At 61.7% G+C, this 13,598-nt stretch carries 9 protein-coding genes; 8 read left to right on the top strand and 1 reads right to left on the bottom strand.

The window, feature by feature from the left end; translation table 11 throughout:
• Nucleotides 1-36 precede the first annotated feature (36 nt).
• The 8 genes from betA to yccS all read left to right on the top strand — a co-directional run bounded on the left by betA (nucleotide 37) and on the right by yccS (nucleotide 12,587).
• A complete protein-coding gene (gene betA, locus FXO12_RS20635) occupies nucleotides 37-1,740 on the top strand; it encodes a choline dehydrogenase (RefSeq protein WP_054898187.1) in 1,704 nt (567 codons plus the stop codon).
• 219 nt (nucleotides 1,741-1,959) lie between these two features.
• Nucleotides 1,960-3,402 carry a TldD/PmbA family protein gene (locus tag FXO12_RS20630; RefSeq protein ID WP_054922362.1) on the top strand — a complete coding sequence of 481 codons (1,443 nt, stop codon included), beginning with the start codon at nucleotides 1,960-1,962 and terminating at the stop codon, nucleotides 3,400-3,402.
• Nucleotides 3,402-4,718, top strand: a complete 1,317-nt coding sequence (locus FXO12_RS20625; RefSeq protein WP_060772770.1) for a TldD/PmbA family protein — start codon at nucleotides 3,402-3,404, stop codon at nucleotides 4,716-4,718. The genes FXO12_RS20630 and FXO12_RS20625 overlap by 1 nt, the downstream gene beginning before the upstream one ends.
• Before the next feature lie 264 nt (nucleotides 4,719-4,982).
• Nucleotides 4,983-5,873 carry an alpha/beta fold hydrolase gene (locus FXO12_RS20620; protein WP_057976514.1) on the top strand — a complete coding sequence of 297 codons (891 nt, stop codon included), beginning with the start codon at nucleotides 4,983-4,985 and terminating at the stop codon, nucleotides 5,871-5,873.
• A gap of 36 nt (nucleotides 5,874-5,909) precedes the next feature.
• Nucleotides 5,910-7,337, top strand: coding sequence for a multidrug transporter subunit MdtD (gene mdtD / locus FXO12_RS20615; RefSeq protein WP_034128900.1), 1,428 nt, complete (start codon nucleotides 5,910-5,912; stop codon nucleotides 7,335-7,337).
• Nucleotides 7,338-7,534: 197 nt separating this feature from the next.
• Complete coding sequence (dbpA, locus tag FXO12_RS20610; protein WP_229999345.1) at nucleotides 7,535-8,872, top strand: ATP-dependent RNA helicase DbpA; 1,338 nt, start codon at nucleotides 7,535-7,537, stop codon at nucleotides 8,870-8,872.
• Between the two features lie 145 nt (nucleotides 8,873-9,017).
• Nucleotides 9,018-10,196, top strand: a complete 1,179-nt coding sequence (locus FXO12_RS20605; RefSeq protein WP_034129071.1) for an NAD(P)/FAD-dependent oxidoreductase — start codon at nucleotides 9,018-9,020, stop codon at nucleotides 10,194-10,196.
• A gap of 207 nt (nucleotides 10,197-10,403) precedes the next feature.
• Nucleotides 10,404-12,587, top strand: coding sequence for a YccS family putative transporter (gene yccS, locus FXO12_RS20600; RefSeq protein ID WP_034128901.1), 2,184 nt, complete (start codon nucleotides 10,404-10,406; stop codon nucleotides 12,585-12,587).
• A gap of 106 nt (nucleotides 12,588-12,693) precedes the next feature.
• On the opposite strand, the gene FXO12_RS20595 is transcribed toward yccS, so the two are convergent.
• Entirely contained in the window at nucleotides 12,694-13,431 is a 738-nt protein-coding gene (locus FXO12_RS20595; protein WP_057976512.1) for an ABC transporter substrate-binding protein, read from the bottom strand.
• Nucleotides 13,432-13,598 lie beyond the last annotated feature (167 nt).

Here is a 13,598-nt window from a genome sequence, read left to right as displayed (position 1 = left end):
AAAAGCAGCCTGAACCCATTTTACGAGGGTACATTCATGTCCCAAGAATACGATTACATCATTGTGGGGGCCGGCTCTGCCGGTAACACCCTGGCGACCCGTCTGACCGAAGACGAAGGCGTCACCGTTTTGCTGCTGGAAGCCGGTGGCCCGGACTACCGCCTCGACTTCCGCACCCAGATGCCAGCCGCCCTGGCTTTCCCGCTGCAAGGCCGCCGCTACAACTGGGCCTACGAAACCGATCCAGAGCCACACATGGACGGCCGCCGGATGGAATGCGGGCGCGGCAAGGGCCTGGGTGGTTCTTCCCTGATCAACGGCATGTGCTACATCCGCGGCAACGCCATGGACTACGACAACTGGTCGAAGCTGCCGGGCCTGGAAGACTGGACCTACCTGGACTGCCTGCCGTATTTCCGCAAAGCCGAAACCCGCGACATCGGCCCCAACGATTGGCACGGTGGTGACGGCCCGGTCAGCGTGACCACGCCGAAAGCGGGCAACAACCCGCTGTTCCACGCCATGGTTGAAGCCGGCGTACAGGCCGGTTACCCACGTACCGAAGACTTGAACGGCTACCAGCAAGAAGGCTTCGGCCCGATGGACCGTACCGTCACGCCGAACGGCCGTCGCGCCAGCACCGCACGCGGCTACCTGGACACGGCTAAAAAGCGCTCGACCCTGACCATCGTCACCCATGCCCTCACCGACAAAGTGCTGTTCGAAGGCAAGCGTGCAGTGGGCGTGCGTTACCTGATCGGCGCCGCCGAAGAGCGCGTTGAAGCTCGTGCGCGCAAAGAAGTACTGGTGTGCAGCGGCGCAATCGCTTCGCCGCAACTGCTGCAACGCTCCGGTGTCGGCCCGGCCAAACTGCTGGAAAGCCTCGACATCCCGGTGGTCCACGACCTGCCGGGCGTGGGTGAAAACCTGCAGGACCACCTTGAGCTGTACCTGCAATACGCGTGCACCCAGCCAGTGTCGCTGTACCCCTCGCTGCTCTGGTACAACCAGCCGGCAATTGGTGCCGAATGGCTGTTCAACGGCACCGGCATCGGCGCCAGCAACCAGTTCGAAGCGGGCGGTTTTATCCGTACCCGTGAAGAGTTCGAGTGGCCAAACATCCAGTACCACTTCCTGCCGGTGGCGATTAACTACAACGGCAGCAACGGTGTGAAAGAGCACGGTTTCCAGGCGCACATGGGGTCCATGCGTTCGCCAAGCCGTGGCCGTATCCAGCTGAAGTCGAAGAACCCACGGGACTACCCGAGCATCCTCTTCAACTACATGGCCACCGAGCAGGACTGGCAGGAGTTCCGCGATGGCATCCGCCTGACCCGTGAAATCATGCAGCAGCCGGCACTGGACCCGTACCGTGGCCGCGAAATCAGCCCCGGCATTGAAGTGCAAACCGATGAGCAGTTGGACAAGTTCATCCGCGAGCACGCCGAGACCGCGTTCCACCCGTCCTGCTCGTGCAAGATGGGCACCGACGAGATGGCCGTAGTCGATGGCGAAGGCCGCGTGCATGGCATGCAGGGCTTGCGTGTGGTCGATGCCTCGATCATGCCGATCATCACTACCGGCAACCTGAACGCGCCAACGATCATGATCGCCGAGAAAATCGCCGACAAGATCCGTGGCCGCAAGCCACTGCCGCGCAGCACCGCTGACTACTACGTAGCAGGCGATGCGCCGGTGCGTGGCAAGCCTATGCGTGAAGTAGGGCCATTGGCGCAGTAACCGAAACACCCCAGTGATTGATCGTTCCCACGCTCCGCGTGGGAACGCATCCTGTGATGCTCTGCGTCACGCCCTTCAAGAGCGGACGCAGAGCGTCCAGGGTGGCATTCCCACGCAGAGCGTGGGAACGATCACACAACAAAACCTCCCTTGATCAGCTCCCCGCCCAGGCCTACTCTGTTCGCCTGCCCGCGCCGAGCCGCCCACAAGGAAGGCCCCATGTTCGAACACCACGCCACGCTCAAGAAACACTTCGGTGCCCTGCGCACCACCGCCGAATTTTTCTCCCTGCGCTACGTGCGCGAATCCGGTCAGTACCTGTCAGTACGCAAGAACGTCGCCGAGCCGCCTCACCTAGGGCACGACGAAGGCGCCATGCTTACCGTGCGTCTCAACGGCGTGGAAGCCTACGCCGCGACCAACGATATTTCCCTTGCCGGCCTGCAAGCCGCCCTTGAGCGCGCTGAACAGCAAGCCCGGTTGATCAAGCCTCACGCCCTGCTCGACCTGCACCAGCAGCCAGTGTCCAGCGACGTCGCCGACTACCTGTCTCCCGACCTCGACCAGCCCTTCCCATCCCTGAGCGACTGCTACCAATTGCTCGGCGATGAGTCCGCCGCCGTGCCCAAGGATGAGCGTCTGGTGAGCTGGGAAGTCAGCCTGGGGACCACGCGGGTTGAACAGATCTATCTCAACAGCGCTGGCGCGCAATTGCGTCAGGCCCAGCGCTTTGTCTTTCCGGGCCTGAGTGTGACCGCCTTCGACGGCAACGACAGCCAGACCCGTACCCTGGGCGGTACCAACTTCGGCCAGCAAGGCAGTGCCGGGGTGATCCAGCGTTTTGGCCTGGTGGGCGCCGCCCGCAAGGTGGCCGACGAAGCCCTGCAATTGCTGCTCGCACCGAATACGCCCCACGGCCCGCGTGACCTGCTGCTGATGCCCGACCAAATGATCCTGCAGATCCACGAGTCGATCGGCCATCCGCTGGAGCTGGATCGCATCCTTGGTGACGAGCGCAATTACGCCGGCACCAGTTTTGTGAAAGCCAGCGACTTCGGCCACCTGCAATATGGCTCACCGCTGCTCAACGTCACCTTCGACCCGGACATCCCCGAACAGCTTGCCAGCTACGCTCATGACGACGACGGCACGCCTGCCAGCAAGCAATTTCTGATTCGCGAAGGCCTGCTGCTCAAGCCCTTGGGCGGGGCCTTATCGCAATTTCGCGCCAACCTGCCAGGCGTCGCCAACAGCCGCGCCTGCAGCTGGAACCGTGCGCCCATCGACCGCATGGCCAATCTGAATATCGAACCTGGGGATAAAAGCCTCGCGCAATTGGTGGGCGGCATTGAGAGCGGCATCCTGATGTCGACCAACCGTTCGTGGTCCATCGACGATGCGCGCAACAAATTCCAGTTCGGCTGCGAGTGGGGCCAGTTGATCGAAAACGGCGAACTCAAGGGCGTGGTGAAGAACCCCAACTACCGGGCGATTTCCGCGCAGTTCTGGCGCAAGCTCAGCGCGGTAGGCGACGCCAGCACCTTCAAAGTCTTGGGCACGCCGAACTGCGGCAAGGGCGAACCCAACCAGGTGATCCGTGTCGGCCATGCGTCGCCGGCCTGTGTATTCAGCAATGTCGATGTATTTGGGGGAGATGCCTGATGAACCACTTCAAGGCTCTGGTGGATTGGCTCAAGCAGGCGGTCACCGATCAAGAACACTTTCAACTCGGCTACGCGGATGAAGCGTCCGAGTTCGTGCGCTTCAACCACGCGCAGGTACGCCAGGCGGGCCAGGTACAGCAGGCCAGCCTGAACCTCAAGCTGATCAACGATGGGCGCCACGCCGACCTGGGTATCACCCTTTCCGGCGAGGCGCAGCTGGATCGCCAGCGCCTGGCGAATGGCCTGCAACAACTGCGCGAGACCTTGCCGCTGTTGCCGCCTGACCCGTACCTGCTGCTGAACCCCGACGCCTGGCACAGCCATAACGAACAGCTGCGCCCGCTGCCGGAACTGGCCCAAGTGCTGGACGACATCAGCCAGGCCGCCGATGGCGTGGACCTGGTTGGCTTCTACGCCGCCGGCCCGATCAGCCGTGGTTTCGCCAGCTCATCGGGGGCGTTCGGCTGGCACCGGGCTAACAGCTTCAATTTCGACTTCAGCCTGTTCCACGCCAATGGCGAAGCGGTAAAAGCCAGCTACGCCGGGCACACCTGGAACAGCGCCGAGTTCGCCGCCCGTTTCCAACAGGCCCGTGAGCAACTGGCGTTTCTCGGTCGCCCGCTCCACACCCTGGCGCCCGGCCATTACCGCGCCTACCTGGCGCCGGCAGCGCTGGAAGAAATCATCAGCATCATCACCTGGGGTGGTTTTTCGGCCCAGGCCATCGCGAGCAAAGGCAGTTCGTTGCAACGCCTGTACGCGGATGATCAGTCATTGAGCCCGCTGGTGACGGTGGATGAGCAGATCAGCGGCTCCCTGAGCCAGGCGTTTTCCACTGAAGGCTACCCGCGCAAGGATGTCACCCTGATCAATGCAGGCAAGGCCGAGGGCCAGTTGGTCAACTCGCGCAGCGCCGCCGAATACGGCTTGAGCACCAACGGCGCCAGCAGCGACGAGTCGCCCAGCGCCCTGCAAATGGCGGCCGGCAGCCTGGCCCAGGCCGATATTCTCAAGCAGTTGGGCACCGGTCTGTATATCAGCAACCTCTGGTACCTGAACTACTCCGACCTGCCAGCAGCGCGCCTGACCGGCATGACGCGCTTTGCGACCTTCTGGGTGGAAAACGGCGAGATCAAGGCGCCGGTCAGCACCATGCGCTTTGATGACAGTGTCTATCAGTTGCTCGGTTCGCAATTGGAAGCGCTGACCGCTGATCGGGAGCTGCTGTTGTCGGCCAGTACCTATGACCAGCGCAACACCGCTTCCAACCTGTTGCCAGGCGCTTTGGTAAACCGTTTGACGCTGACTTTATAAACTGTAGGAGCGAGCTTGCTCGCGAAGAACGTACAGACACCGCGGGCTGGCTGTCAGCGCTGCGTTATCGTTGTCGTTTTTCGCGAGCAAGCTCGCTCCTACAGTTCAATAACCTGCGCTGCGACGAAACTTCTATCCCGCCTACTTTGGCCGTTCGGCATGTTGTCGCTCTGCTTATTCCTCGTTATAACGGTTAATGGCTTCTCGCCACCCCTGCCCACGAGAGCATAACCTTGCCCGGGAAAGGCAAGCTGGAGCGTTGACATGAACCATGGAAGTTTCGTCATAGAAAAACTGTACAAGCACTACAACGTTCACGTAGAGCAACTGGGTAACGACCCGCATAGAAAAACCGTACTGATGGTCAATGGCGCGTTGTCCACCACACGCTCCTTTGCCCGCACCAGCAAATGCCTGGCCGAGCACTTCAATGTGCTGCTGTTCGACTTGCCATTCTCTGGCTTGTCACGCGAGCACAACACCGAACTCGACCTGGTCACCAAGGACGACGAGGTGCAAATCCTGCGTGCCTTGGTAGCACGCTTTGCGGTCAACCATCTGGTTTCGGCCTCATGGGGCGGCATCTCCACGCTGTTGACCCTGGCGCACAACCCGCCCTCCATCGAAAGCTCGGTGGTGATGGCCCTGGCGCCCAACCTCAACCAGGCGATGCTGGAATATGTCGAGCACGTGCGTGTGCTGATCGAGGCCGATGACAAGTCGGCGGTCGGCCATCTGCTCAACGAAACGGTTGGCAAATACCTGTCGCCGCGCCTCAAGCGCAATAACCATCGACACCTGTCGACCATGGCCACCACCGAATACCGCCAGGCGCGCTTTCATATCCATCAGGTGCTGGGCTTGGGCGATGGCAACTACTTGCCGGCGCTGCGGCAGATTGAAACACCGGTGCACTTTCTCAACGGCGCGCTGGACGAATACACGCCGGCCGACGAAGCCCAGCTGTTCAAACACTACGTAGGCCGCAGCAGCTTTGCGGTGGCCGAACACACCGGCCATCTGCTGGACCTGGAGTCCCGCGAAGCCGCGCTGGCAGTGCATCGGGCGTTGCTGGATTTCCTGGTGGGCGAGCATGTGACATTGTCAGATATAGACGAACCGCCAGTGGGAAAAGCGGCGACGGATGGCGCATAATCGCCAACACATAGCCTGCTAATTAAAAGGGATCCCATGCCGAATCGTGCCCCTCTCGATGCCAAGACCGCCCGCTGGCTCCCCTGGGTGGTAGCGATTGCCTTCTTCATGCAGTCGCTGGACGGGACGATTCTCAACACCGCGCTACCGGCCATGGCGCAGGACCTCGCGGAAAACCCGCTGCGCATGCAAGGCGTGGTGATCGCCTACATGCTCACCGTTGCCTTGCTGATTCCGGCGTCGGGCTGGATCGCTGACCGCTTTGGCACCAAGAAGATTTTCTTTGGCGCGATCATGCTGTTCAGCATCGGGTCGCTGCTGTGTGCGCTGTCCAGTAGCTTGAGCATGCTGGTGGGCGCACGGGTGATCCAGGGCCTGGGCGGTGCGCTGATGCTGCCGGTCGGGCGCCTAGTGGTACTACGGGCTTATCCACGCTCCGAGCTTGTGCGGATCATGGGCTTCATCACTATTCCAGGCCTGCTCGGCCCCTTGCTTGGCCCGACAATGGGCGGCTGGATGGTGCAATACCTGACCTGGCACTGGATCTTCCTGATCAACCTGCCGGTGGGCATGATCGGCTGCTACGCCGTGTGGAAATTCATCCCCGACCTGCGCGGCAGCGAGCGCACGCGCTTCGACGGCCTGGGCTTTCTGCTGTTCGGCGCGGCGATGGTGCTGATCACCATCGCCATGGAAGGCCTGGGCGAACTGCACCTGCCGCATCTGCGCGTGATATTGCTGCTGTTCGGCGGGTTTGCCTGCCTGGCGGCGTACTGGCTGCGCGCCGGGCATATCGATAACCCGCTGTTCTCGCCGGTGCTGTTCAAGACGCGCACCTTTGCCGTGGGGATTCTGGGCAATCTGTTTGCGCGCCTGGGCAGCGGCGCATTGCCGTTCCTGGTACCGCTGCTGCTGCAGGTGGCGCTGGGCTATTCGCCGTCGGAAGCCGGCATGAGCATGTTGCCACTGGCGGCGGCGGCGATGTTCGCCAAGTCCATCGCACGCCCGCTTATCGAGCGCCTCGGCTACCGCATCGTCCTGACCGGCAACACCCTGGCCCTGGGCCTGATGCTGGCGAGCATGGGCCTGGTCAGCGAACAAACGCCCTACCCGCTGCTGTTGGCCATGCTGGCGGTACTGGGGGCCATCAACTCCCTGCAATTTACCGCCATGAACACTGTCACCCTGATCGACCTCGACGACGCCCAGGCCAGCAGTGGCAACAGTTTGCTGTCGGTGGTGGCGCAATTGTCCCTGAGCCTGGGCGTGGCCTGTGCCGGCGCATTGCTCGGCGGCTTTACCGCCGAAGCCGGCAATGACGGGGTCAATACCGTGCTGGGCGCCTTCCAACTGACCTTCCTCACCGTGGGCCTCATGGCGATGCTGGCAGCGGCGATCTTCCTGCAGCTGTCGCCCAAGGACGGCAAACGGGTGGTCAGCCGCGAGCACGATATCGAGCATTGAAGCAGCTGCAAGCTTCAAGTTGTAAGCCTCAAGCTTGCGGCTTGCAGCTGATAATTTGCCGCGCCCCCCTACTCCTCGTCGAGAACATACAAAGAAACCCAAGGGGGCCTGTTACACTGCGCGACATTTTGTTTTGCAGAGCCAGTCCCGTGACTACCATCGCCACCGCTTTTAATACTTTGCCCCTGTCCGCCGCCATGCTGGCTAACCTCGACTCGCTGGGTTACGTCGAGATGACGCAGATCCAGGCGCAAAGCTTGCCGGTGATCCTCAAAGGGCTGGACCTCATTGCCCAGGCCAAGACCGGCAGCGGCAAGACTGCCGCATTCGGCATCGGCCTGCTGAACCCGATCAACCCGCGCTACTTCGGGTGCCAGGCGCTGGTGATGTGCCCGACCCGCGAACTGGCCGACCAGGTCGCCAAGGAAATCCGTCGCCTGGCCCGTGCCGAAGACAACATCAAGGTGCTGACCCTGTGCGGCGGCGTGTCCCTCGGCCCACAGATTGCCTCCCTGGAGCACGGCGCCCACGTCATCGTCGGCACCCCGGGCCGCATCCAGCAGCACCTGCGTAAAGGTTCACTGGTGCTGGACGGCTTGAACACCCTTATCCTCGACGAAGCCGACCGCATGCTCGACATGGGCTTCTACGACGCCATCGAAGACATCATCAGCAAGACCCCACCGCGCCGCCAGACCCTGCTGTTCTCGGCCACTTACCCGGTGAGCATCAAGCAACTGGCCTCCAAGTTCATGCGTGCGCCTCAGCAAGTGAAAGCCGAAGCGTTCCACTCCGACGACCAGATCGAACAACGCTTCTACGAGATCTCCCCGGAAGAGCGCATGGACGCCGTGACCAAGGTGCTGGCGCACTTCCGCCCTGCCTCCTGCGTGGCGTTCTGCTTTACCAAGCAGCAAGTGCAGGAAACCGTCGACCACCTGACCTCCAAAGGCATTTCCGCCGTTGGCCTGCATGGTGACCTGGAACAGCGCGACCGTGACCAGGTACTGGCGATGTTTGCCAACCGCAGCACCTCGGTGCTGGTGGCCACCGACGTCGCCGCCCGAGGATTGGACATCGACGCCCTGGACATGGTGATCAACGTCGAACTGGCCCGCGACTCGGAAATTCACATCCACCGTGTAGGCCGTACCGGCCGTGCCGGTGAGACCGGCATCGCCATCAGCCTGGTAGCGCCGTCCGAAGCCCACCGCGCCCAGGCCATCGAGCAACTGCAGAAGTCGCCGCTGAACTGGGACCAACTGGACAACCTCAAACCGCAAAGCGGTGGCCCGTTGCTGCCGCAGATGAGCACCCTGTGCATCGCCGCCGGGCGTAAAGACAAGGTGCGCCCAGGCGACATCCTCGGTGCATTGACCGGTGAAGCCGGCATTCCGGGTGCCCAGGTGGGCAAGATCGCGATCTTTGACTTCCAGGCTTTCGTGGCCGTGGAACGCGGCATCGCCAAGCAGGCTTTGCAGCGTTTGAATGACGGCAAGATCAAAGGTCGTTCGCTGCGCGTGCGGATCCTGTAACAACATAGTGACTGCAAGGACCGAATCACTGTGGGAGCTGGCTTGCCTGCGATAGCGACGGTGAATCCACTACCGCCATCGCAGGCAAGCCAGCTCCCACAGTGTTGATTGCATTTCAAATCAATAGTTTTGTGAGGACATGGCTGTGCGCTCGACCGAAGTTGTGATCATTGGCGCCGGCGCCGCAGGCTTGATGTGCGCGCTGACCGCCGCCGGGCGTGGGCGCAAGGTGATGTTGATCGACCACGCCAACAAGGCCGGCAAGAAAATCCTGATGTCCGGTGGCGGCCGCTGCAACTTCACCAACATGTACACCGAGCCGGCCAACTTCCTCTCGCACAACGCGCACTTCTGCAAATCCGCCCTGGCCCGCTATACCCAGTGGGACTTCATCGGGTTGGTGGCCAAGCACGGCGTGCCATACCACGAGAAGAAACTCGGCCAGCTGTTCTGCGACAACAAGTCCAGCGACATCCTCGGCATGCTGCTCGACGAGTGCATCCAGACCGGCGTGAGCCTGCACCTGGACACCTCCATCGAGGCAATCGCCAAGCTCGAAAGCGGCTATCAACTGCAAACCACCCTGGGTGAGCTGCGCTGTGAATCCCTGGTGATCGCCACTGGCGGCTTGTCGATCCCGACGCTGGGCGCCACCGGTTTCGGCTACCAAGTGGCCAGGCAATTCGGCCATGAACTGCTGCCGACCCGCGCCGGGCTGGTGCCGTTCACCATCACCGACCAGCTCAAGGAGTTGTGCGGCGAGTTGTCCGGCACCTCGGTCGACTGCCTGGTGAGCTGCAACGGCCAGAGCTTTCGCGAGAATATCCTGTTCACCCATCGAGGCCTGAGCGGGCCGGCGATTTTGCAGATTTCCTCGTATTGGCACTCCGGCGACACGGTAGAAATCAACCTGCTGCCCGACCACGACGCCCATGCCTGGCTGCAACAGCAACAGGCCGAACACCCCAACAGCGAATTGAAAACTCTGTTGGGTGAGATCTTCACCAAGAAGATGGCCAACCTGCTGGCCCAAAGCTGGTTCGAATCCAAGCCTATGAAGCAGTACACCCACGCTGAAATTGCCGATATCGCGCAAAAGCTGGGGAGCTGGCAACTGGTACCGGCCGGCACCGAGGGTTATCGCACCGCCGAGGTAACATTGGGCGGGGTGGATACGCGGGAAGTGTCCTCCAAGACCATGGAATCGCTGAAAAGCCCCGGCCTGTACTTTATCGGCGAAGTGCTGGACGTGACCGGCCACCTGGGCGGGTTCAACTTCCAGTGGGCGTGGGCCTCGGGCTACGCGGCCGCGCAATACGCCTGACGTGCACCTTGAGATGCAATCCCCTGTGGGAGCTGGCTTGCCTGCGATAGCGGCAGTGAATCCCACATCGTCATCGCAGGCATGCCCGCTCCCACATTGGTTTTGCAGTGATACTGAAAATTTTGCTATCAGATGTGATCGCTACGCTTGCCGTGGCGTCATTACTGGCTCAATTTAGCGACAACGTCCCGGAAGACTCCAGACTTCATGTCATCGACCTCGTTCAAGCAGTCCATGCGGCGCCTGTGGGCGCTGGATAAATTCAGCTACAGCGTACGGGTGTTCATCGCCCTCACCGGCAGCATGGCGTTGTGTTGGTACCAGGATGAAATGACGCTGCTGATCCCGCTCTTCCTGGGGATTATCGCCAGCGCCCTGGCCGAGACGGATGACAGCTGGCAAGGCCGCCTCAACGCGCTGGCGGTGACACTGGTGTGTTTCAGCATTGCCGCGCTGTCGGTGGAGCTGCTGTTCCCTTACCCCTGGATATTTGCCATCGCCCTGGCCCTGGCCAGTTTCGGCCTGACCATGCTCGGCGCACTGGGCGAACGCTATGGCGCGATTGCTTCGGCCACCTTGATTCTGTCGGTCTACACCATGATCGGCGTGGACCAGCGCGGTGGCGCCGTCACGGATTTCTGGCATGAGCCGCTGCTGCTGGTGGCCGGTGCCGCCTGGTACGGTGTGTTGTCCGTACTATGGCAGGCGCTGTTTTCCAACCAGCCGGTGCAGCAGAGCCTGGCGCGATTGTTCCGCGAGCTGGGGCGTTACCTCAAGCTCAAGTCATCGTTGTTCGAACCGATCCGGCAGCTGGACGTGGAAGCGCGGCGCCTGGAATTGGCCCAGCAAAATGGCCGGGTAGTGGCTGCGCTGAATGCCGCGAAGGAAATCATCCTGCACCGCGTCGGCAATGGGCGACCGGGGTCGAAGGTCAGCCGCTACCTGAAACTGTACTTCCTGGCCCAGGACATCCACGAGCGCGCCAGTTCCTCCCACTACCCCTACAACGCCCTCACTGAAGCCTTCTTCCATAGCGATGTGCTGTTTCGCTGCCAGCGCTTGCTGCGCCAGCAAGGCAAGGCCTGCCAGACCCTGGCCGAGTCGATCCAACTGCGCCAACCGTTCATCTATGACGACAGTTTTGCCCAGGCCCTGGGCGACCTCAACGCGTCCCTGGAGCATCTGCGCATCCAGAGCAACCCGGCCTGGCGCGGCCTGCTGCGTTCATTGCGCGCCTTGGCGGCCAACCTGTCCACACTCGACCGCCTGCTGGGCGACGCCAGCAATCCCGATGCCCTGGCGGACGCCACCGACAGTAACCTGTTGGACCGCGCCCCGCGCAACCTCAAGGAAATGTGGACGCGCCTGCGCACCCAACTCACACCCACCTCGCTGCTGTTTCGCCATGCCCTGCGCCTGTCCCTGGCGTTGACCGTCGGCTACGCCACCCTGCACGCTATCCACGCGTCCCAGGGTTACTGGATCATCCTCACCACCCTGTTCGTCTGCCAACCGAGCTACGGCGCCACCCGGCGCAAGCTCGGCCAGCGGATTATCGGCACCGCCATCGGCCTCACCGTGGCCTGGGCGCTGTTCGATCTGTTCCCCAACCCGGTGGTGCAGTCGATGTTCGCTATCGCCGCGGGCCTGGTGTTCTTTATCAACCGCACCACCCGCTACACCCTGGCGACGGCGGCGATCACGCTGATGGTGCTGTTCTGCTTCAACCAGGTGGGCGATGGCTACGGGCTGTTCCTGCCACGCCTGTTCGATACCTTGCTCGGCAGCCTGATCGCTGGCCTGGCGGTATTCCTGTTCCTGCCGGACTGGCAAGGCCGGCGCTTGAACAAAGTGCTGGCCAACACCCTGACCTGCAACAGCATCTACCTGCGCCAGATCATGCAGCAATACGCCGCCGGCAAGAGCGACGACCTGGCTTACCGCCTGGCCCGCCGCAACGCGCACAACGCCGACGCCGCGTTGTCCACCACCCTGGCCAATATGCTGATGGAGCCGGGGCACTTTCGTAAGGAAGCCGACGTGGGTTTTCGGTTCCTGGTGCTGTCTCACACCTTGCTCAGCTATTTGTCGGGGTTGGGTGCGCACCGCGATACTCAGTTACCGGCCGACGTGCGCGAGCACTTGATCGAAGGCGCGGGCAACAGCCTGGCGGCGAGTATCGATGAGATTGCTACGGGCCTGGCCAACAAACAGTCGATTGCGATCCAGAGTGATGCCGAGGAGGGGTTGGCAGCCGAGCTGGAGCAAATGCCCGATGAGATCGATGAGGCGCAGCGGTTGGTGCAGACGCAGTTGGCGTTGATCTGCCGGCAGTTGGGGCCGTTGCGTACGTTGGCGGCGCATCTGATCAAGGATACCGGTGCGGCTTAGACCCCTATCGCAGGCAAGCCAGTTCCCACATTTGACCGAGTTCCAACATAAGAATGCGGGCAAAATGTGGGAGCCCGGCTTGCCCGCGATGAGGCCCGCAAGCACGCTACATCCCATGCGCCTTCATCAAGCGCGCATAACTGCCATCAGCCTTCATCCTGACAATCTCCCGATCAAAGCTGGCGACAATCTGCGCGTGCTCGGGGTTCTTCAAACTGACCAGAATGTGCAGGCTGTTCTCGCTCAACGGCTTGCCCACAAACGCCACCGCATTGCGCACCCGCGGCGACTCCCGAGCCAGGTAATAACGCGCTACGTATTCGTCCTCCAGCGTCAACCGCACACGCCGCGCAGCGAGCATGCGCACCGCCATGGCGAAGTTGTGCACGGGTACTTTCTGTAGCTGGGAGTCTTGATCGAACGCCGCCGAGTAAGCGTAACCGCGTACCACGGCGATGGTCTCGTCGCGCAGTCGGGCCAGGCTGTGATAAACAATGTCATCGTCGCTGCGCTTGAGAAAGCGCACACGGTTAAGCAGGTACTCAGCAGAAAACTGGCCAAACTGCGTGCGGGCCTCGTCGTACCAGGCGTTGATCAGCACATCGTAGCGCCCATCGCCCACGCCCTTGAGCGCACGGGCCCAGGGCACCTGCTCAAAGTCACTGGCGTACCCCGCACGGGCCAGGGCCGTGCTGACGATATCGGTGGCCAAACCGCCATTGATCAAGGTGGCATCGGTGAAGGGCGGCCAGCCATCCGCCACCAGACGCAGACGCTGTGCCAGCACCGGCTGGGCCAGCAGCAGCACTGCGATCAAAGCAACGGCACGAGTCAATCTCGGCATGCTCAAAGTCCTTGGCGGGCAGGCGGTGGCCTGATAACAGTAGCTCATCAATGAGCCTGCATTGCAGATTACACAAAGCAGCCAGCAGCGCACGTACTCAATGATGGCAAATTGACGCCATTCACACATTTGCCAATTTTAGACAGCAGCGCCCGCCGCGCTTACTA

The organism is Pseudomonas sp. J380, assembly GCF_009827115.1.
GTDB classification, from domain to species: Bacteria; Pseudomonadota; Gammaproteobacteria; order Pseudomonadales; family Pseudomonadaceae; genus Aquipseudomonas; species Aquipseudomonas paracarnis.
Note: the sequence above shows the minus strand (reverse complement) of the source record. Positions and strands in the feature narration are given on the sequence as shown.